The sequence below is a fragment of the Streptomyces sp. NPDC006134 genome, from assembly GCF_040628835.1.
GTDB lineage: Bacteria > Actinomycetota > Actinomycetes > Streptomycetales > Streptomycetaceae > Streptomyces.
The window spans coordinates 23,791-44,157 of sequence record NZ_JBEXTV010000005.1 but is presented as its reverse complement, the minus strand read 5'-3'; the positions used below and the strand labels follow the sequence as shown (position 1 = coordinate 44,157).

Sequence of the window (20,367 nt, the reverse complement as noted above, 5' to 3'; positions counted from 1 at the left end):
CAGTGGTGCGACGAGTGATACGGCTGATACGACAAGTGGTGCGCCCTGTGGTGCGCCACCCCGTACGCGCGGTGGTACGGCGGTGACGGCCGGCGCCGCGCGGCGGCGACGGCGCGCGCTCCCGGCGCGGGAGCGCGGCCCAAGCCTATGCCTTGCTGTGGGAGAACAGCTTCAGCACCGGTACGCCGACCTTGTGCCGGGCCCGGGAGGCCCAGTCCCGGTGGAAGAACTCCTCCACGTAGTGCGGGTCGGTCAGGACGATCACCTCGTCGGCGTCCACCTCCTCGACCAGGGACTTCAGCTCGTCCAGCGGATGGTCCTCGATCAGGCGGCCCTCCGCCTCGCTGCCGGCGGTGCGCAAGGCGGTCAGGGACACTTCCAGGGCGCGCTGCCCCATGGACAGCGCCTCCTCGCCCTCGGGGGTCTCGCCCTCGCGGACGGCCTCGTCGAGCTCGCCGAGCGCGATGTCGTCGATGGCGCGCAGCAGCCGGTCGGCCTGCTCGCCGCGCGGCTGGAGCAGCACGTGGAAGGAGACCGGCTCGTCCCCGTGCAAGGTGGTGACGAACTCCACGTCGGCGGACGTCAGTGCCTTCTCGATCATCAAAACGCTTGTGAACACCAGACGCCCCTTTTCCCTCGAGGGCCCGCGGGCCCGCCCGCAGGGCCGTGGCGGGGTCCTGCGGAAACCATCCTGCCCCGTGACCGCACGGGTACTGCCGGAGTCAGTGTGCCCGCCGGAGGCTAAACGGAACGGATGATTCCGCCGATTACCTGACCGGTGGCGGTACGGATCGAACATGCGCTCGGGGGACGTGAGTGGACCTGAGGGAGAGGGCGGCGGCACGGCGGCTGGGGCCGTACGGCGGCACGGGCGGCGCGGCGGCGGCGCGGCCGAGCCGCACTCCGGCAGCCCCGCGCCCCGCCCCCGGCAGCCCCGCGCCCCACCCCCGGCAGCCCTGCGTCCTGCGCCCCGCCCCCCGGCGGCCTCCCGCTTCAGACCTGCCGGTACCGGCTGAAGAGGAAACCTTCCTCCTCCAGCAGGGACACCAGCTCGAAGCGGCGCGGCACCGCCACCGACGGCCCTCCGGCGATGCGCTGCGCGTCGCCCGCGGTGAGCATCGGGGAGACGGTCAGGCACAGCTCGTCCAGGACGCCGGCCGCGACCAGCTGGCCCAGCAGCCGCGGGCCGCCCTCGGTCAGCAGCCGGGTGTGGCCGAGGTCGGCCAGGGCCCGGACGGCACGGGCGGGCTCCACTCCGACGCCGTCCCCGGCGATCACCACCCGGGCGCCCGCCTTCTCCGCGGCGGCGATCCGGTCCGGGGCCGCCGCGGCGCCCGTCAGGATCAGCGTGGGCACCAGCGGGGAGGTGAACAGCGGCAGCGAGAAGTCCAGCTCCAGACCGGCACTGACCACCGCGACCGCCGGTGCCGGTCCCTGCCCGGCCGCCCGGCGCAGCTCGGCGAACTCGGCTCGCGCGCGTGCCGGGCGGTACCCCTCCTGCCGTACCGTCTGCGCGCCGACGACCACGACGTCCGCCAGCGCCCGGAGGGTGCCGAAGATCCGCATGTCGGCCGCGCTGGAGATGGGCTGGGAGCGGCCGTCGTGCTGGGCGGCCCCGTCGAGCGTGGAGACCATGTTGGCCCGCAGCCACACTCCCCGCCCGCCCTCGCCCGGCTCCGGATAGGCGTAGGCGTCGGCCAGCTCGGCGAGGCTCCACTCGCGGTCGGCCGCGTCCGCCCCGGGGGCGGGGCCGGAACCCGGGTCTGCTGTCTCGTGGATCACAGGGAACAGGCGTCGCATGCCGTGCAGTGTTCCACGGCGCCCGGATCCCATCCCCGCCCCGCGACCGGCCCCTCCCACACACAACCAACCCGCCCCGCCGCCCCGCGACCGGACCACCCCGCCCCGCGACCACTCCCCTGGCCACCCCGGCCCGGCACTCTTCACCCGGAAGGCCCTAGCATGGGGAACCGTGTCGTCCTCCGCCTCCGCCTCCGGTTCCGCCGCTCCCGGGTCCGCCCCGACAGCCGACGCCGTCCCGCTGTCCCTGTGCGCCCGCGAGCCGCACGTCCCCGCGGACCGGCTGGTCGCCGAGATGGTGCCGCCGCCCCGCTTCGACTCGGTCCGCTTCGGCACCTACATCCCGGACCCGAACCAGCCCAGCCAGGCCGAGGCCGTCCGCGTCCTGGAGGGCTTCGCGGCCGGACTGGGCGGGGCGGGCGCGAGCGGCGGCGGCAGGCGCGGCTTCTTCGGCTTCGGGAAGGCCAGGGCGCCCAAGACCCCGGCCGGCCCCCGCGGGGTCTACCTCGACGGCGGTTACGGCGTCGGCAAGACCCACCTGCTGGCCTCCCTGTGGCACGCCACCGACGCCGACCCCTCCCGCAAGGCGTTCGGCACGTTCGTGGAGCTGACCAACCTGGTCGGCGCGCTCGGCTTCCAGCAGACCGTGCAGACCCTGTCCGGGCACCGGCTGCTGTGCATCGACGAGTTCGAGCTGGACGACCCGGGCGACACCGTCCTGGTGTCGACCCTGCTCGGCAAGCTGGTGGACGCGGGCGTCGCGCTCGCCGCCACCTCCAACACGCTGCCGGGCAAGCTCGGCGAGGGCCGGTTCGCGGCGGCCGACTTCCTGCGCGAGATCCAGGGCCTGTCCGCCCACTTCCGCACTCTGCGCATCGACGGCGAGGACTACCGCCACCGCGGCCTGCCCGAGGCACCCGCCCCCTACTCCGACGAGCAGGTCACCCGCGCCGCCCACGCCACCGCCGGCGCCTCCCTCGACGGCTTCCCGCACCTGCTGGACCACCTCGCCCGGGTCCACCCGAGCCGCTACGGCGCCCTGACCGACGGCATCACGGCCGTCTGCCTCACCGGCGTCCGCCCGGTGCCGGACCAGTCGACCGCGCTGCGCCTCGTCGTCCTCGCGGACCGGCTCTACGACCGTGAGGTGCCCGTCCTGGCCTCGGGACTGCCCTTCGACCGGCTGTTCAGCGAGGAGATGCTGCGGGGCGGCTACCGCAAGAAGTACTTCCGGGCGATCTCCCGCCTCACCGCGCTGGCCCGGGACGCGGCCCGGCTCGTCGACGAGAGCTGACCACACCCCCGTCACGACGGGAACCGACCACGCCTCACTACACGGTCAACGCCCGCGCTTCAAGGGCTGGTTCCCGTCACCTCACCTACTCTTTTCGGGCTCTCTCCACACTCGAAACATTGAGTTAACCCTGCAAACGGCTTTACCGGGTTAACGTGTTTCTTGACCAAGCGTTGACCAAGTATTGGTGCGCGCTAGAAGTGTGAGCCGGTGGGAGGGGGGCGCATGTCCGGAGGCAAGACGGCCCGGGCCGTGGTGTCGGCCCTCGCCGCCCTTCTGTTCGCCCTCCCGTTCTTCGCACTCACCGCGCCGTTCGCATCCGCGTACACAGCACGTCATGTCGTGGCCAACGCCCAGCCCGGAAACCTTCCTTCCGGCATGGCGCCGCGCGAAGAAACCGTCGCCTGCCAGGACACCGGCCGCCCCGGCACCCCGCCCGGCCCGCTGCGCGTCCGCGATCGGCACCGCACCGCGTCCGCCCCGGCGGCCGAAGGCCCCGAACGTCCGCTCTCCGGGCCGGACACGGAGGCCGTCCACGCACAGGCCGCCCCCGGCGCGGCCCGTCCCCGCGCACCGAGCCCACCGGCCGACCACTCCCCGGCGGCGCTCCAGGTCTTCCGCTGCTGAGCGGCAGAGCAGTTCCCCGATCCGATCTGTCCTGTCCTGTCCCGTCCGACGCGTCCCCACGCGCGCCAGGAGGAATCACCACACATGCAGCCCCTCATCGACCACGCCCGCACGTTCGGACAGCGCCCTGAGGAGTTCGCCCCCCTTGCCGAAGGCCAGTGGCCGGAGGTCCTGTTCATCACCTGCTCCGACTCGCGGGTCGTGCCCGCCCTGATCACGGGCGCCCGCCCCGGCCGGCTCTTCGAGCTGCGCACCGCGGGCAACGTCGTCCCGGCCTACGCCGCCGACCGCCCGACCGGCGAGGCGGCCACCATCGAGTACGCCGTGCAGGTGCTCGGCGTGCGGCACATCGTCGTCTGCGGCCACTCGCACTGCGGCGCCGTGGGCGCGATGGTGCGCGGCGACGACCTGACCGCCGTACCCGCCGTGCGCGCGTGGCTCGCGCACGCGGCGGAGGAGCCCAAGTGCTCCGACCCGTCCGACCCGACGGTCGCCGAGGCCGTGCAGAACCACGTCCTGGCCCAGCTGGAGCGCCTGCGGTCCTACCCCTGCGTGGAACGGCGCCTGACGGAGGGCGAACTGAGCCTGCACGGCTGGTACTACGAGGTCCACACCGGGACCGTGCGCGAACACCGCGCGGGCACCGGCGCGTTCGAGGCCCTGTGAGCGGGGGGAAGAGCGCGATGACCGCGATATCGAGGTTCCCCCATCTGCGGCAGGACTTCACCGCCTCCCTCGTCGTCTTCCTGGTCGCCGTCCCGCTGTGCGTGGGCGTCGCCGTCGCCTCCGGCGTCCCGGCCGAACTGGGCCTGGTCACCGGCATCGTCGGCGGGATCGTCACCGGTCTGCTGCCGGGCAGCAGCCTGCAGGTGTCCGGGCCGGCCGCCGGTCTGACCGTACTCGTCTTCGGGGCGGTCGACACCTACGGGCTGCCCGCACTCGGCGTGATCGTGCTGGCCACCGGACTGCTCCAGCTCGCCATGGGCGCCCTGAAGCTGGGGCGCTGGTTCCGGGCGATATCCATATCCGTCGTCGAGGGCATGCTGGCCGGTATCGGTCTGGTCATCATCGCCGGCCAGCTGTACGCGGCGGCGGGGCTGGAGGCGCCCGCCTCCGGCATCGACAAGATCCTGGGTCTGCCGGGGGCCGCCGCCGACGCCCTCGGCAGCGCCGAGGCGCTCGCCTCGCTGGCGGTGGGCGCGGGCACCATCGCGGTGATGGTGCTGTGGAAGCGGCTGCCCAAGGGCGCGCAGACCGTGCCGGGCGCGCTCGCCGCGGTCGTGCTGGCGACGCTGGCCACGCTCGCCTTCAGCCTGCCGGTCGCCACCGTCGAGGTGCAGGGCCTGATCGACTCCGTCCAGCCGCCCGGCGCGGACGACTTCGCCGGTCTGGCGAACATCGGCCTGATCGGCACGATCCTCGCCTTCACCCTGATCGCGTCGGCGGAGAGCCTGTTCAGCGCCGCCGCGGTGGACCGGCTGCACGACGGGCCGCGCACCCAGTACGACAAGGAGCTCATGGCACAGGGCGCGGGCAACGCGGTGTGCGGTGTGCTCGGCGCGCTGCCGATGACCGCGGTCATCGTGCGCAGCTCCGCCAACGTCGCGGCGGGCGCGCGGACCAAGGCGTCCCGGGTCCTGCACGGCGTGTGGCTGCTGCTGTTCGCGGCGCTGCTGCCGGCCGCGCTGGCCCTGATCCCGCTGCCCGCACTGGCCGGCATCCTGGTCCACGCGGGCTGGAAGCTGATCCCGTTGCGGGGTCTGGTCTCGCTGTGGCGCTCGCACCGGGGCGAGGCGCTGATCCTGGTGGTCACCGCCGTGTCGATCGTCGCGGTGAACATGTTCGAGGGCGTGCTGATCGGTCTGGCCCTGTCCGTGGTCAAGACCGCCTGGGACGCCTCGCACGTCCGGCTGGAGGTCATCGACAAGGGCGCCGGTCCCATCCAGGTGTACCTGTCGGGCAACGCGACCTTCCTGCGGCTGCCGAAGATCCTCGACAGCCTGGAGTCCCTGCCCCAGGACCGGCCGGTCGAGCTGGACCTGTCGGGGCTGCACCACCTGGACCACGCCTGCCGTACGGCGCTGGAGAACTGGGCCGAGCGGCACAGTGCCACGGCCACGGAGCCGGTGAAGGTCACGGAGCCGGCCGTCCGGGGCGAGGCCGCGGAGCCGGCCGCCAAGGCCGGGGCCACGGCCGGGTAGCCCGGTCCGCTGTGATCCGCGGCGGTCAGCAGCGATGGCCGCGGCGGTGACCACGACGGTCCGCAGCGGTGACCACGACGGTCCGCAGCGGTGACCGCGGCGAGCCGCGTCCCGAGTGCCCGGTCCGGAGGCATGGCCCCGGACCGGGCACTCGGCATATCGTGACAGGAGCAGACGAAAGGGACCCCTGAGCAGGGAGGTCGTCATGCTCCAGGAGCTGCTGACGGCGGCCGCGGCGACCGGTTCGGCCGGTGTGGTGTACCTGTCCGCGGCGGCGCGGGTCGTCAAGCAGTACGAACGCGGGGTGGTCTTCCGGCTCGGCCGGCTCCACGGCGACGTGCGCCGGCCCGGGTTCAACCTGATCGTGCCGGGCGTCGACCGAATGCGGAAGGTCAACATGCAGATCGTGACGATGCCGGTGCCCGCGCAGGAGGGCATCACCCGGGACAACGTCACGGTGCGGGTGGACGCGGTGGTGTACTTCAAGGTCGTGGACGCGGCGGCGGCCGTGGTCAACGTCGAGGACTACCGGTTCGCCGTCTCCCAGATGGCGCAGACCTCTCTGCGGTCGATCATCGGCAAGAGCGAGCTGGACGACCTGCTGTCGGACCGGGAGAAGCTCAACCAGGGCCTGGAGCTGATGATCGACAGTCCGGCCGTCGGCTGGGGCGTGCAGATCGACCGGGTGGAGATCAAGGACGTGTCCCTGCCCGACACGATGAAGCGGTCGATGGCCCGACAGGCCGAGGCCGACCGCGAGCGGCGGGCCCGGGTCATCAACGCCGACGCCGAACTCCAGGCGTCGAGGAAGCTCGCCGAGGCCGCGCAGCAGATGGCCGACACCCCCTCCGCGCTGCAACTGCGCCTGCTGCAGACCGTCGTCGCGGTCGCCGCGGAGAAGAACTCCACCCTCGTCCTGCCCTTCCCGGTCGAACTGCTGCGCTTCCTGGAGAGGGCCCAGCAGCAGATCCCGTCCGGCCACGCCGCGGAGCGGCCCACCGGGGCGTGACGGAAGGCAGCCGGTGGTATCCGCGTGGTTCCCGGGGCGTGTGCCGGGGTGATAGACACGGCGGGGTCGCAGTTCCTGTCCGCCAGCAGGAAGGTTTCTCCATGCCCGAGACCACGACCGGCAGCACGACTGGCACCACGCTCGGCAGCACGACTGGCACCACGACCGGCACCACGACCGGCACCACGCCCGCCGACGGCTCCCCCTCCCGGCGCCAACTGCTCGCCCGTACCGGCGCGCTGGGCGTCTCGATCGCCTTCGCCGGAAACCTCTCCGAGCTCTTCGCGGGCACCGCCGCCGCGCAGGACCTCGGCCACGGCGGTTACGGGCCGCTCGTCGAGGACCCGGACGGCCTGCTCGACCTCCCCGAGGGTTTCCGCTACCGGGTCCTGTCCCGCGAGGGCGACCCGCTCCGCTCCGGCGAGGGCCTCGTCCCCTCGAACCACGACGGCATGGCGGCCTTCCCGGGCAGAGGGGGCCGCGTCCACCTGGTCCGCAACCACGAGAACCGCGCCACCGCCCGCCTGGGCGTCCCGACGGTCGAGGGCCTGACCTACGACCCGGCCGGCAAGGGCGGCTGCACGGCCCTGACCTTGAGCCCTCGGGGCGACGTCCTGTCCGAGCGGGTCGCGATAGCCGGTACGGCCGTCAACTGCGCGGGCGGGCCCACCCCGTGGGGCACCTGGCTGACCTGCGAGGAGACCGAGGACAAGGCCGGGACCGCCGGATACGCCAAGGACCACGGCTTCGTCTTCGAGGTCGACCCGGCCGACCCGCACCGCTCCGGGGCGGTGCCGCTGACCGCGATGGGCCGCTTCCAGCACGAGGCGACGGCCGTCGATCCGCGGCGGGGCGTGGTGTACGAGACGGAGGACGCCTTCCAGAGGCCGTTCGGCCTCTTCTACCGGTTTCTGCCGGTCAAGCCGCTCGGCGGTCTCGGGTCGCTGCGGGCGGGCGGGCGGCTCCAGGCGATGCGCGTGCCCGGTGTGACCGACCTGTCCGCCGTCCAGGAGACGGGGGTCTCCTTCGACGGCATCGAATGGGTCGACGTACCGGACCCCCAGGCCCGCGAAACCCCCATCCGCCTCCAGGACTTCGGGCCGAAGGGCATCACGCACGCGCAGAAGCTGGAGGGCTGCTACTGGGGCGGGCGGTCGGTGTACTTCGTGTCGTCCTTCGCGCGCAGCGCCGAGGGCTCGGCGGCCGACCACTACGGACAGGTCTGGCGGTACGACCCGGAGCGGCGCCGGCTGACCCTGGTGATCGTCTTCGGCCCGGACACGGACGTGCGGCTGCCCGGGGAGTCGCCGGACAACATCTGCCTCGCGCCCAGCGGCGGCCTGATGGTCTGCGAGGACGGCAACGGCGCCCAGCACGTCTTCGGCGTGACCCGGCACGGCGAGGTCTACGCGATGGCCCGGGGCCGCCAGGCGATCACATCAGCCGCTGCCGCGGCGGGCGGCACGCCCCAGGAGCCGGAGTGGGGCGAGTTCGCCGGCGTCACCTTCTCCCCCGATGGCCGCACCCTGTACGTCAACTGCTACACCCCCGGCACGACCTTCGCGGTGACCGGCCCCTGGCGCCGGTAGCCGCGGGTCCTCGAAGGATCCCCCGACCGGGCGCCGCAGTCGGCGCGGTCCTCGCGGCGCCCGGTCACTGAAGTCGCCGCGACGGGGTACCCGGGCCCACATGACGCAGAACCCGCACGTCAGCGACTCGTACTGGCTCCAGACCGCCCCGGGCGGCACCCCTCACCCCGCGCTGGAGGACGACCTCGACGTCGATGTCGCCGTGATCGGCGGCGGCATCGCCGGGCTGTGCACCGCCTGGGAGCTGACACGGGCCGGGCGGAGTGTGGCGGTGCTGGAGGCCGGGCGGATCGCGGCCGGCGTCACCGGGCACACCACCGCCAAGGTCACCGCCCTGCACTCGCTGGTCTACGGCAAGCTGCGCCGCACCCGCGGCCCCGAGGGCGCCCGGCTGTACGCCCGCTCGCAGACGGAGGCGATCGAACGCGCCGCCGAGGTCGTGGCGGAGCTGGGCATCGACTGCGACTGGGAGACCCGGAGCGCGTACACGTACGTCCGTGACGCGGGCCGCGTGGAGGAGGTGCGGGCCGAGGCCGCCGCCGCGAAGGAGGCGGGACTGCCGGCCTCGTTCGTGACGGAGACCGGGCTGCCGTACCCGGTCGCGGGCGCGGTCCGGGTCACCGGGCAGGCCCAGTTCCACCCCCGCAAGTACCTGCTGGCCCTCGCCGAGGACCTGGTCGGGCGGGGCGGGCGCATCTTCGAGCACACCACCGTGCACGGCCTGGACGAGGGCGAGCCGTGCCGGGTGTCGACCGGCACGGGCGCGACGGTGACCGCCCGGGACGTCGTCGTCGCCACGCACTACCCGATCTTCGACCGGGCGCTGCTGTTCACCCGCCTCTCCCCGCGCCGCGAGCTGGTCGTCGCCGGGACGGTCGAGGCCGGGCGGGACCCCGACGGCATGTACATCACGCCGGACGAGAACACGCGGTCGGTCCGCACGGCCCCGTACGGCGACGGCGGCGACCGGCGGCTGCTGGTGATCACCGGGGAGCACTTCACCCCCGGCACGGGCGACACCCGGGAGCGGTTCGACCGCCTGTCCGCCTGGGCCCGCGAGCACTTCCCCGGCGTGGAGCTCACCCACGCCTGGGCCACCCAGGACAACGACCCCACCGACACCGTCCCCATGGTGGGCCCGCTGCATCCCGGCGCCCGGCACACCTACGTGGCCACCGGCTTCGCGGGCTGGGGCATGAGCGGCGGCATGATGGCCGGGCGGCTGCTGGCCCGGCAGCTCACCGGCGAGGAGTGCGCCTGGAGCGAGCTGTACGACCCGCGCCGGCTGCGCACGGCCGTGCGGGAGGCGCCGCAGTTCCTGAAGACGCAGGCCGAGGTCGCCGGCCACTTCGTCGGCGACCGGCTGCGGCCCGCGCCGCCGGTGGACTCGCTGCCTCCCGGGGAGGGCGCCGTGGTCCGGGCGGGCGGCGACCGGCTCGCGGTCTACCGGGACGAGGCCGGCGCCCTGCACGCTGTCTCCCCGCGCTGCACCCACCTGGGGTGCCTGGTCGGCTTCAACGCGGCCGAGCGCGCCTGGGAGTGCCCGTGCCACGGCTCCCGCTTCGACACGGACGGCAAGGTGATCCAGGGTCCGGCGACCCGGCCGCTGGAACGACGGGACATCTGAGGGCCCACGGCGTCCGCCGGGCCCGCGCCGCCTGCCGGTCCTTCACCGCCGGCCGGGCCCGCGCCGCCTGCCGCTCCTCCACCGTCCACCGGGCCCGCGCCGCCTGCCGGTCCCGCCGCACCCGCCCGTCCCGGGTCCCGTCCGGGCGGGTGAGACTCGGCCTCACCGGCGCGCATATATTCGTACATTCACAACAAAAGGCCGTACGTTCATGCGGTGATCGCTCTCCTGCGCCGTGTGACCGCCGTCTGCGCCCTGGGCGGTGCCCTCGCCGCCTGCGGCACCGCCCAGGCACCCCAGCCCCAGGCCCCCCGGGAGCCCCGCCCCGCCCCCTCCGCGTCCTCCGCCCTCCCTTCGTCCGCCCCGTCCCGGCCGCCCACGCTCGCCCCCGGCCCGGCCGGTCTGGCCCCCGTCTTCGAGAACGGCCCCCGCACTCCGGACAAGACCGTGGCCCTGACCTTCGACGCCGACATGACCGCCGATCAGGGGCCGCGGGCGGCGGCGGGCGAACGGTTCGACAACCCCCGGCTGATCGCCGCGCTGCGGGAGCTGAAGGTGCCCGCCACGGTGTTCATGACCGGGCGCTGGGCGCAGGAGTACCCGGACCAGGCCCGCTCCATCGGACGGGACCCGCTCTTCGAGGTCGCCAACCACTCCTACAGCCACCACGCCTTCACCGGCGACTGCCACGGCCTGCCGGTCCTGCCCGAGGACCGGATGCGGACGGACGTGGAACGGGCGTACACGGCCTTCCGCGCGGCGGGCGTGCCCGACCCGAAGCCGTACTTCCGTTTCCCCGGCGGCTGCTACGACCGGCGGGCGCTGCGGGCGATCGCCGCGACCGGCGTGACGGCGGTGCAGTGGGACGTGGTGAGCGGCGACGCGTTCGCCACCGACGCGGACGCGGTGGCCCGGCAGGTCCTGGACGGCGTACGGCCCGGTTCGGTGGTCGTCCTGCACTGCACGCGCAGCGCCGCCCCGGTGACCGAGCGGGCGGTGCGCGCGGTCGTCCCCGAGCTGCGCCGGCAGGGCTACCGCTTCGTGAAGGTCTCCGAGCTGATCGGGGCCGCCGCCGGACGCCGGTGACCGGCCTACGCTGGAGACATGAGCGACGGCGACGACTACTGCCTGATCGACGCGGCCCGGCCGCCCAAGGCCGACGGGCCGCCGTACGCGGAGTGCGTCCTGTGCCGGGAGCCGACGGAGTACCCCGAGTCGTACAAGGGGATCACGCTCTGTCCGCGCTGCGAGTGGCAGGAGGCCCAGCGCACGGCCTGCTCGGGGTGACGGGCACCGGGCGGGCGGACCCCGGCCGCCTCCGGTGCCGATCTTCCGGCTGGCACACTGGGAGGCGTGAGCCAGGACCAGGACCAGCATCAGGACCCGACGCCCGTGAACGACAGCCCCTCCCGCCCCGGGACCGGCACACGCGAGTACGTGCTGCCGCTGGTGGTCCGGATCGAGCGGGCGGCCCCGCCGCCGCGGACGGACGCCCTGGAGACCTCGGCCCGCGCGGTGCTGACCCTGCTCGCCGACGAGCGGTCGCTGGGCGACGGGGAGTGGGCGCGGGCGGTGCGGGACTGGCAGGACGCCCGCATCCGCAAGGTGGTGCGGCGGGCGCGCGGCGCCGAGTGGCGGCGCGCCGAGGCGCTGCCCGGCATCACGGTGACCGGGAAGGCGGCCGAGGTGCGGGTCTTCCCGCCCGTGCCGCTGGACGGCTGGCCCAAGGACCTGGCCCGCCTCCAGGTCTCCGGCACCGACCTCGACGACCCGGAGCCCCCGGTGGACGCCGGCCCGTCCGCACCCGTGCTCTGGACCAACCCGGACCTGGAGATGTCGGCCGGCAAGGCGATGGCGCAGACGGGCCACGCCGCCCAGCTCGCCTGGTGGGAACTGGACGGCGAGCAGCGCGCCGCCTGGCGCGACGCCGGCTTCCCGCTGGCCGTGCGCACCGCGGACCCCGCCGACTGGCGGCGCCTGACCACGAGCGGCCTGCCCGTGGTCCGCGACGCCGGTTTCACCGAGATCGCCCCCGGTTCCTGCACGGTGGTCGCGGACCACCCGGCGCTGCGGTAGGGCCACCGCCTCGGGGCCGCCCGGGGCCCGCCCGCCGCCCGCCCCTTTTGCCCGAACCTCAAATGTTCCTCTGAACGTGCCCATGCCGAGATTGGCGCGCGCGGCGCGGGGCCATACCCCCCTCGCGGCCGGAACGGCATCCCGGCGTGCGGAGGAGGGGGACGATGGAGCGACTGGGGACGGGCATCGGGTGGCGGCCGGAGATCGCGGACGCCGTGGAGCGCATGCCGGGCATCGACTGGGTCGAGGTCGTGGCCGAGAACGTCTGCCCCGGCCACCTCCCCGCCTCCCTGCGGCGCCTGCGCGAGCGCGGTGTCACCGTCGTACCGCACGGCGTCTCCCTGGGCCTGGGCGGCGCCGAACGGCCCGACCCGGACCGGCTGGCCGCGCTGGCCGAACGGGCCGAGGTGCTGGGCTCGCCGCTGGTCACCGAGCACATCGCGTTCGTCCGCGCGGGCGGGCCGCTGACCGCGTCCGCGCACCTGGAGGCGGGACATCTGCTGCCGGTGCCGCGCACCCGGGACGCGCTCGACGTGCTGTGCGAGAACGTCCGCATCGCGCAGGACGCGCTGCCCGTGCCGCTCGCCGTGGAGAACATCGCCGCCCTGTTCTCCTGGCCGGGCGAGGAGATGACCGAGGGACAGTTCCTGTACGAGCTGGCCGACCGCACGGGGGTGCGGCTGCTGATCGACGTGGCGAACCTGCACACCAACCACGTCAACCGCGGCGAGGACCCGGCCAAGGCGCTCGCCGAACTCCCCCTGGAGGCCATCGCCTACGTGCACGTCGCGGGCGGCTACGAGCGCGACGGCGTCTGGCACGACAGCCACGCCCACCCCGTGCCGCGGCCGGTCCTCGGCATCCTGGCCGACCTCGCCTCCCGCGTCGCGCCGCCGGGCGTGCTGCTGGAGCGGGACGAGAACTTCCCCGAACCGGCCGAGCTGGAGGGGGAGCTGGACGCGATCCGGGCGGCGCTGCGCGCGGGGCGGCGGAGCGCGGCCGAGGCGCGCGCCGAGGGGGCGGGTGCCGGGCCGGCCGCCCCCGCCGGGAGGGCGGAGGAGCCCGCGGACTCCTCCGGGTCCGAGTCCGCGCGGGAGCGGCTCGGCCTGGCGCAGGCCGCGCTGCTGTCCGCGCTGGTCGCCGGGACACCCGCGCCCGAGGGGTTCGACCGGGTGCGGCTGCGGGTGCAGGCGCGGGCGCTGGCCGCGAAGCGGGCGGGCATCGTCGCGAAGGTCGCGCCCGAACTGCCGGTGATCCTCGGGAACGGCTACCGGACGCTCTTCCTCGCCTACGCCCACGGACGCCCGTTGACCGGCGGATACCGGCGGGACGCGCTCGACTTCGCCGGACTGCTGCTGGCCGACGGTCTGCCGGAGGACCCGCGGGCGCGGCGGGAGTTGCGGGAGTGGTGGCTGGAGCGGTCGGGACCGGCGCCGCGGTCGCGCCGGCCGGCCGTACGGCTGGCGCGGGCCACGCGCCGGGTGCTGTCGCGGCGCTGACCGGAGACGAAACGGAACGTCACATACCGGCAACGCTCTGTCCGGATGGTGAACAGGGCATGGCGCGGCCGACGCCGCTGTCATACAAACGCGGCATGTTCTGGGTCCTCCTCCTGCTGCTCGCCTGGGTCTTCGCCGGCACCGCGTGCACACGGCTGTGCCTGACCGCGGCGCGCACGGCGGCCGTGGACACGGCGGACGCGCCCGCGGGCCCCGGGCACGAACTGACCCTGTACGAGGCGGCGTTCCTGTCCGGCGGCCCCGGGCGGGTCGCCGACCTGACGCTCGTCTCCATGGCGCGCCAGCGCCGGCTGCTGCTGGCCCACACCGGCTGGGCCACCGTCGTCGACCCGCGCGGACGGGACGAGATGGAGCGGTCCGTCCTCGGGGCCATCGGGCCCGGCGGGCAGTCCCGGATCGCGCCCGTGCGGGCGGCCGCCGCGGCGGCCGACGCGGTGCGCGGGCTCGCCGAGCGGCTCGTCGGCGCGGGACTGGCCGTGCCGGACGGCGGCCGCGACAGCGTGGCGGCGGCCGTCCGGCAGGTACGCCTGGCCGCCGTCGCCGTGTGCGCGCTGGGCGCGACCGCCGTGTCCCTGCCCGTCCCCTCGGACGTGCCGCGGCATCTGATCGCCCTGTGGTTCACGCTGCCGCTCGCCCTGGCCCTGGGATGCCTCGCCCTGGCGCGCATGGAGATCCATCCGTACGCGCGCTGGGCGTCCCCCGCCGGGCAGCGGCTGCTCGGCGCGCTCACCCGGCAGGCCGACGGCACGGACGGCGCGGACGGCGAGCGGACGTTCCTCACCTCCGTGGCCGTACGCGGCATCCACGCGATCGGCGAACCGGACCTGCGCGCGGCCTTCGCCCACCGCGAGCGGCACACCGAGCGCCACGGCGGCTGAGGCGGCACGCCGGCGGGGAGCCGGACGGCACCTGGCGGCGAGCGGGCCGACGCGCCGCACGGGCAGACCGACGGGCCGCCCGGACAGACCGACGGGCCCACGCGCCACGCGGGCAGACCGGCACGCTACGCGGGCCGACCGACGTGCTACGCAAGCAGACCGACGGGCCGACGCGCCACTCGGGCGGGCCGACGCGCCGCACGGACCGACCGACGCGCCGCACGGGCGGTGCTTGCCTTGCCCGATGATCGGCCGAAACATCCCTTCTGTCGCCGCCGCGCAGCGAAGGGATCCGCGATGAGAGCCACCGTCCTCCACCCGGCCGCCGGGGCCCTGCTCCTGACCGCCCTCGCCACGGCCCCGGCCGGCGGCGCCCCGCAGGAGCCCGGCGCTGCCGAGCGGCGCGGCACCGCGGTGGCCGCCGCGCGCGCCGCGGCCGCCGGCATCGCCTTCGGCAGGTGCCCGGACGCGGAGGACCTGCCCGGCTCCCTGCGGTGCGGCACGGTGACGGTCCCGCTCGACTACGCGCGCCCCGACGGCCGGCAGATCCGGCTCACCGTCGGCCGGGTGCGGGCCACGGGAAAGGACCCGCGCGCCGGCGGGCGCACGGTGCCCCGGCAGGGGGCGCTGGTGTACAACCCGGGCGGACCGGGCGCCTCCGGCCTGCACTTCCCGCTGGTCGGGCTGCTGCCCGAGTGGAAGCGGCTCGCCGCGGCCTACGACCTCGTCGGCTACGCCCCCCGCGGGGTCGCCCCCTCCACGCCCCTGTCCTGCCAGGACCCGAAACGCTTCCTCAAGGGCCCCGGACCGGCCCCGGTGCACCCCTCGGCGGCGTACAAGCGGGAGCGGATCACCGAGGCGCGGGCGTACGCGCGGGGCTGCGCCGAGCGGTCGGGCGACGCGCTGCGCCACCACCACTCCCTGAACAACGCCCGTGACCTGGAGGTCGTCCGGGCCGCGCTGGGCGAGAAGCGGCTGACGTTCATGGGCGCGTCGTACGGCACCTACTTCGGGGCGCTGTACGCGGAGCTGTTCCCCTCGCGTGTGCGGCGGATGGTGTTCGACTCGGTGGTGCACCCCGCCCCCGAGCGGATCTGGTACCGCAACAACCTCGCCCAGTCGGAGGCGTTCGAGCGCCGCTGGGCGGACTTCCGGACGTGGATCGCCGCGCACGACGACGTGTACGGGCTCGGCCGCACGCCGCGCGAGGTGCAGCGCCGCTACGAGGAGGCGAGCGCGCGCCTGGCCACGCGGCCGGCGGGCGGCACGGTCGGCCCGGCGCAGCTGCAGGAGATGCTGCTGCGGGCCGGGTACTACGACGACCTCTGGCCGCACCGCGCACACGCGCTGTCGGCGTATCTGAAGGGGGACCCGCAGCCGCTGATCGACCAGGCGGGGCCGCACCCGGAGGCGGCGGCCGAGGCGGAGAACGCGAGCGCGGTCTACACGGCGGTGGAGTGCAACGACGGGCCCTGGCCGACGGACTTCCGCGTCTGGGACCGGGACAACACCCGCCTGGCGCGCCGGGCGCCGTTCGAGACCTGGGAGAACGTGTGGACGAACCTGCCGTGCGCGTACTGGACGGCGCCCCGGCAGCGGCCCCTGGACGTGCGCACCGGGCCGGGTGAGCTGCCGCCGACGCTGATCCTGGCCGGGGAGCGGGACGCGGCGACCCCCTACGACGGGGCGCTGGAGCTGCGCCGCCGGCTGGCGGGCTCGGTGCTGGTGACCGAGCGGGGCGCCGGCTCGCACGGCGTCGCGGGCGGCGCAAACGCCTGCGTCGACGGCCACCTGGAGGCGTACCTCCTGGAGGGCCGGCTCCCGGCGCGGGACGCGTCCTGCGCCCCGCGCCCGGCGCCGAGGCCGACGGGCCGGCCGGCGGACCGGTCCGGGGAGGCCGCGGCGCCCCGGACCGCGTCCTGATCACCTGATCAGGCGAGCCCGGCCACCAGCTCGGCGATGTCCTTGCGGCGGCCCGTGAAGAAGGGGACCTCCTCGCGGACGTGCATCCGCGCCTCGGAACCGCGCAGGTGACGCATGAGGTCGACGATGCGGTACAGCTCGTCGGCCTCGAAGGCGAGGATCCACTCGTAGTCGCCGAGGGAGAAGGAGGCGACCGTGTTGGCGCGCACGTCCGGGTAGCCGCGGGCCATCTTGCCGTGGTCGGCGAGCATGCGGCGGCGGTCCTCCTCCGGCAGGAGGTACCAGTCGTAGGAGCGCACGAACGGGTAGACGCTGACGTAGTTCCGCGGCGTCTCGTCGGCGAGGAACGCCGGGATGTGCGAGCGGTTGAACTCGGCGGGGCGGTGCAGCGCCATGTTCGACCAGACCGGCTCCAGCGCGCGGCCCAGCCGGGTGCGGCGGAAGAGGTTGTACGCCTCCTGGAGCTGGTCGCTGGTCTCGGCGTGCCACCAGATCATCAGGTCGGCGTCGGCGCGCAGGCCGGAGACGTCGTAGGTGCCGCGGACCGTCACGTCCTTGGCGGCGAGCTGGTCGAACAGCTCCTGGACCTCGTCGGCGTAACCGGCGCGGTCCTCGGGGAGCACGTCCTTCAGCTTGAAGACGGACCAGAGGGTGTAGCGGATGACCTCGTTGAGGTCCTTGGCCAGCTTGCCCTTGTTCGGGATCCGCTCGGGGGCGGGGGTGGAGGCGTCGTCACTCATGGCCCTATTCTCCCGCCCCGCCGTGCAGGCTCTGCACCGGGTGGGCGGTGAGCTCCCGCACGGCGCGCAGGTCACCGTGGATCTGGTCCACGGCCGCGTACGCGCTCGCGATGGACGCCGGGACGCCGACGCCGTCGTACGCCGCTCCGCACACGGCCAGGCCCGGCACCTTGCCGACGTGCTCGCGGACGCGGGCCACGCGCGCGTGGTGGCCGACGGGGTACTGCGGCAGGCCGTCGGTCCAGCGGGTGACACGGGTGGCGACCGGCGCGGCGTCCAGGCCGGTGGCCTCCTTCAGGTCGTGCCGGGAGACCGCCACGAGATCCTCGTCGTCCCGGCCGAGGATCTCCGTCTCGCCGTACCGGCCGACGGAGGTGCGCAGCACCACCAGGTCCGGGTCCTCCTCGGCGATCCAGCCCCACTTGCGGGAGGCGAACGTGGACGCCTTGATGGTCCGGCCGTCGACCGGGGGCACGAGGAACCCGCTGCCCTCGGGCAGCGCGGCGGCCTCGGAGCGGCGGTAGGCGAGGGTGATCAGCGCCATGGAGGCGTACTCGACGGCGGCGAGCTCGGCCGCCGCGGCGGGCGCCTCGGCCTTGAGCAGGCCGGCGGCGGCGGGCGCCGGGACGGCGACGACGACCGCGTCGGCGTCCAGGACCCGCTCGCCGGCGACGACCCGCCACCCGGCGGGCGCCGTGCGGCGCAGCTCCGTCACCGGGGCCCCCGTGACGATCTCGCCGCCGCGGGCCCGCACCGACGCGGCGACCGCGAGCGGCAGCGTGCCGATGCCGCCCTCGATGCCCATGAAGACCGGCCCGCCGCTGCGCGGAGCGGCGGCCGTCCTGCCCTGGATCGCGCGCACCGCCTCGGTGAGGGAGGTGTGCGTGCGGGCGGCCTCGAAGAGCTGCGGGACGGCCGAGCGCATCGAGATGCGGTAGGCGTCGCCCGCGTACACGCCGCCGAGCAGCGGTTCGACCAGGCGGTCGACGACCTCGCGGCCCAGCCGCGCCGCCACGTACTCCCCCACCGCCACGTCGTCGCCGACCTCGGTGCGGGGCAGGTCCGCGTCGCGCTCGATCCGGGCGAGCCCCTCCTCGGACAGCACGCCGGACAGGGCGGAGGCGGTGCCGGGGACGCCCATGACGTGGCCCTTGGGCATGGGGCGCAGCGCGCCCCGGGTCCACAGGGCGGCGGTCGCGGTGGCCGGCGGCTGGAGGCGGTCGGCGAGACCCACCGCACGGGCCAGGCCCACGGCCTCGGGGCGGCGGGCCAGCATCGACTCGGCGCCGAGGTCGACCCGCACCCCGGCGATCTCGCCGGGCAGCAGCTTGCCGCCGACCCGGCCGGACGCCTCCAGCACGGTCACCCGCGCCCCGCGCTCCAGCAGCCGGTGGGCGGCGGCCAGCCCCGCGATGCCGGCCCCGATGACGACGACATGCCCCGCACCCGCACGGGTCTCCTCTTCACGCATGTCCCCAGCCTCTCAAACGGCACCGACAGCGCGGCCCGGCCCCCGGTGTCCGGCCCGAGTCCCGACCGTGACCTCTTCGGGACCGTTCCGCGCCAACGTTCCGGCCGCTTCCGGCGTCGAAGGGACGTCACAGTCGTCACGACCCTCGGGGGCACCACGTGCGCACACACCTTTCCGTCCGGTCCGGCCGGTCCCTGGCCGGTCTCCTGCTCGCGGCGGCCCTCGCCCTCACCGGGTGCAGCGCCGCCGGTGACGACAGCGCCGGGGACGGCTCCGGCGCGGAAGCCGCCTCGCAGGCGGACTCGGCGGCGGGCGCCGGCGCCAAGGAGGGCGGCGCCCGGGACCGCGGCGCGGGCGGCGCCGGGGCGTCGGCGCCGCAGAAGCTCACCGCGAACCACATCATCCGCACCGCGTCCCTGACCGTGCAGGTGAAGGACGTCCCCAAGGCCCTCGACGCGGCCCGCGCCACCACCGAGAGCGCGGGCGGCTACGTCGGCGGTGAGACCACCACCCGCGACGAGGACGGCCACGAGCGCACCCGGGTCGTGCTGCGCGTGCCCGTGGAGAAGTACGACGGGGTCCTCGCCGGCCTGGAGGGCGCCGGGAAACTCCTCCAACGCGACGCCAAGGCCGAGGACGTCACCGACCAGGTCGTGGACGTGGAGAGCCGCATCGCCTCCCAGCGCGCCAGCGTGGCCCGCATCCGCGCGCTGATGGACCGGGCCACGAAGCTGAGCGACGTGGTGACCCTGGAGGGCGAACTGAGCTCCCGCCAGGCCGAACTGGAGTCGCTGCTGGCCCGGCAGGCATCCCTGAAGGACCGCACAACCCTGGCCACCATCACCCTGTCCCTGACCGAGACACCGGTGAAGGAAGCCGCGGAGGACGACGACCCCGGCTTCACCGACGCCGTGGCGGGCGGCTGGGACGCGTTCGTGACGATGCTGCGCTGGCTGGCGGTGGCGCTCGGCGCGGTGCTGCCGTTCGCGGCGGTGGCGGCGCTGCTCGTCCTGCTGTGGCTGCGGCTGGTACGGCCGCGGCTGCCGCGCCGCGCCGCCGACGGGGACGGACAGGACTGAGGGAGGACCAGACTGAACGGAGACGACACCGCGCCCGGCCGGGAGCCTTGGAGCAACCCCCGCGGGCGCGGGGACGACCAGCGGATGTACTCGCGGATCAGCCGTGTCCGGGAGCAACCCCCGCGGGCGCGGGGACGACGTGACGTTGGCCTGGATGGCGGCTGCGGTGGTGGAGCAACCCCCGCGGGCGCGGGGACGACTCGACCTGGACCGGCGCCACTCCGCTCGCCCCGGAGCAACCCCCGCGGGCGCGGGGACGACGGGGCGGCGAGGGTGAGCGTGCCGTCCTCGGCCGAGCAACCCCCGCGGGCGCGGGGACGACCCGCCCGGAATCGGTCCGGGCGGCAGGGGCCGCGAGCAACCCCCGCGGGCGCGGGGACGACCGCACCACCCGGAACCGGGCCCGGCGCGCGAACGAGCAACCCCCGCGGGCGCGGGGACGACCGCACCACCCGGAACCGGGCCCGGCGCGCGAACGAGCAACCCCCGCGGGCGCGGGGACGACCAGGACATTGGAGAAGGAACCGAGCCGT

18 protein-coding genes and 1 CRISPR repeat array (1 of these 19 only partly in view) are annotated in these 20,367 nt (G+C 75.0%); of the genes, 14 read left to right on the top strand and 4 right to left on the bottom strand.

What is annotated here, in order from left to right:
* Positions 1 to 145: 145 nt before the first annotated feature.
* On the bottom strand, positions 146 to 601 hold the full coding sequence (locus ABZ340_RS04770; RefSeq protein WP_358780302.1) for an indole-3-glycerol phosphate synthase: 456 nt from the start codon (positions 599 to 601) through the stop codon (positions 146 to 148).
* A 392-nt stretch (positions 602 to 993) separates the two neighbouring features.
* On the bottom strand, positions 994 to 1,800 hold the full coding sequence (locus ABZ340_RS04765; RefSeq protein WP_358780301.1) for a pyrimidine reductase family protein: 807 nt from the start codon (positions 1,798 to 1,800) through the stop codon (positions 994 to 996).
* A 172-nt stretch (positions 1,801 to 1,972) separates the two neighbouring features.
* Between ABZ340_RS04765 and zapE the strand changes: the two genes are divergently transcribed.
* The 13 genes from zapE (at position 1,973) to ABZ340_RS04700 (ending at position 16,544) form a co-directional block, all read left to right on the top strand.
* Positions 1,973 to 3,094 (top strand): cell division protein ZapE, encoded by a 1,122-nt coding sequence (zapE, locus tag ABZ340_RS04760; protein WP_358780300.1) that lies wholly within the window; start codon positions 1,973 to 1,975, stop codon positions 3,092 to 3,094.
* Positions 3,095 to 3,319: 225 nt separating this feature from the next.
* Positions 3,320 to 3,721 carry a hypothetical protein gene (locus ABZ340_RS04755; protein WP_358780299.1) on the top strand — a complete coding sequence of 134 codons (402 nt, stop codon included), beginning with the start codon at positions 3,320 to 3,322 and terminating at the stop codon, positions 3,719 to 3,721.
* A gap of 84 nt (positions 3,722 to 3,805) precedes the next feature.
* Positions 3,806 to 4,387: a carbonic anhydrase gene (locus ABZ340_RS04750; protein WP_358780298.1), complete on the top strand. Its 582-nt coding sequence runs from the start codon at positions 3,806 to 3,808 to the stop codon at positions 4,385 to 4,387.
* Between the two features lie 17 nt (positions 4,388 to 4,404).
* On the top strand, positions 4,405 to 5,922 hold the full coding sequence (locus ABZ340_RS04745; RefSeq protein ID WP_358780297.1) for a SulP family inorganic anion transporter: 1,518 nt from the start codon (positions 4,405 to 4,407) through the stop codon (positions 5,920 to 5,922).
* 205 nt (positions 5,923 to 6,127) lie between these two features.
* Positions 6,128 to 6,931, top strand: a complete 804-nt coding sequence (locus tag ABZ340_RS04740; protein WP_358780296.1) for a slipin family protein — start codon at positions 6,128 to 6,130, stop codon at positions 6,929 to 6,931.
* Between the two features lie 101 nt (positions 6,932 to 7,032).
* Complete coding sequence (locus tag ABZ340_RS04735; protein ID WP_358780295.1) at positions 7,033 to 8,520, top strand: PhoX family protein; 1,488 nt, start codon at positions 7,033 to 7,035, stop codon at positions 8,518 to 8,520.
* 100 nt (positions 8,521 to 8,620) lie between these two features.
* Positions 8,621 to 10,147 carry an FAD-dependent oxidoreductase gene (locus ABZ340_RS04730; protein WP_358780294.1) on the top strand — a complete coding sequence of 509 codons (1,527 nt, stop codon included), beginning with the start codon at positions 8,621 to 8,623 and terminating at the stop codon, positions 10,145 to 10,147.
* Between the two features lie 216 nt (positions 10,148 to 10,363).
* Positions 10,364 to 11,233: a polysaccharide deacetylase family protein gene (locus ABZ340_RS04725; RefSeq protein ID WP_358780293.1), complete on the top strand. Its 870-nt coding sequence runs from the start codon at positions 10,364 to 10,366 to the stop codon at positions 11,231 to 11,233.
* An 18-nt stretch (positions 11,234 to 11,251) separates the two neighbouring features.
* Complete coding sequence (locus tag ABZ340_RS04720) at positions 11,252 to 11,434, top strand: hypothetical protein (protein ID WP_358780292.1); 183 nt, start codon at positions 11,252 to 11,254, stop codon at positions 11,432 to 11,434.
* A 105-nt stretch (positions 11,435 to 11,539) separates the two neighbouring features.
* A complete protein-coding gene (locus ABZ340_RS04715; RefSeq protein ID WP_358780427.1) occupies positions 11,540 to 12,223 on the top strand; it encodes an aminoacyl-tRNA hydrolase in 684 nt (227 codons plus the stop codon).
* A 164-nt stretch (positions 12,224 to 12,387) separates the two neighbouring features.
* Positions 12,388 to 13,722, top strand: coding sequence for a DUF692 domain-containing protein (locus ABZ340_RS04710; protein WP_358780291.1), 1,335 nt, complete (start codon positions 12,388 to 12,390; stop codon positions 13,720 to 13,722).
* Positions 13,723 to 13,817: 95 nt separating this feature from the next.
* Positions 13,818 to 14,621 (top strand): TIGR04222 domain-containing membrane protein, encoded by an 804-nt coding sequence (locus ABZ340_RS04705; protein ID WP_358780290.1) that lies wholly within the window; start codon positions 13,818 to 13,820, stop codon positions 14,619 to 14,621.
* A 297-nt stretch (positions 14,622 to 14,918) separates the two neighbouring features.
* The gene (locus tag ABZ340_RS04700; RefSeq protein ID WP_358780289.1) at positions 14,919 to 16,544 is read left to right on the top strand and encodes an alpha/beta hydrolase; all 1,626 of its coding nucleotides are present in this window, start codon (positions 14,919 to 14,921) and stop codon (positions 16,542 to 16,544) included.
* A gap of 8 nt (positions 16,545 to 16,552) precedes the next feature.
* Here ABZ340_RS04700 and hemQ read toward each other — a convergent pair whose 3' ends face one another.
* Both hemQ and hemG read right to left on the bottom strand, forming a co-directional pair.
* Positions 16,553 to 17,284 carry a hydrogen peroxide-dependent heme synthase gene (gene hemQ / locus ABZ340_RS04695; protein WP_358780288.1) on the bottom strand — a complete coding sequence of 244 codons (732 nt, stop codon included), beginning with the start codon at positions 17,282 to 17,284 and terminating at the stop codon, positions 16,553 to 16,555.
* 4 nt (positions 17,285 to 17,288) lie between these two features.
* Positions 17,289 to 18,755 (bottom strand): protoporphyrinogen oxidase, encoded by a 1,467-nt coding sequence (hemG, locus tag ABZ340_RS04690; protein WP_358780287.1) that lies wholly within the window; start codon positions 18,753 to 18,755, stop codon positions 17,289 to 17,291.
* Between the two features lie 158 nt (positions 18,756 to 18,913).
* Between hemG and ABZ340_RS04685 the strand changes: the two genes are divergently transcribed.
* Positions 18,914 to 19,834: a DUF4349 domain-containing protein gene (locus ABZ340_RS04685; protein WP_358780286.1), complete on the top strand. Its 921-nt coding sequence runs from the start codon at positions 18,914 to 18,916 to the stop codon at positions 19,832 to 19,834.
* 50 nt (positions 19,835 to 19,884) lie between these two features.
* Positions 19,885 to 20,367: direct repeats of the CRISPR family, unit length 28 nt; unit sequence GAGCAACCCCCGCGGGCGCGGGGACGAC; it runs 33 nt beyond the window's last position.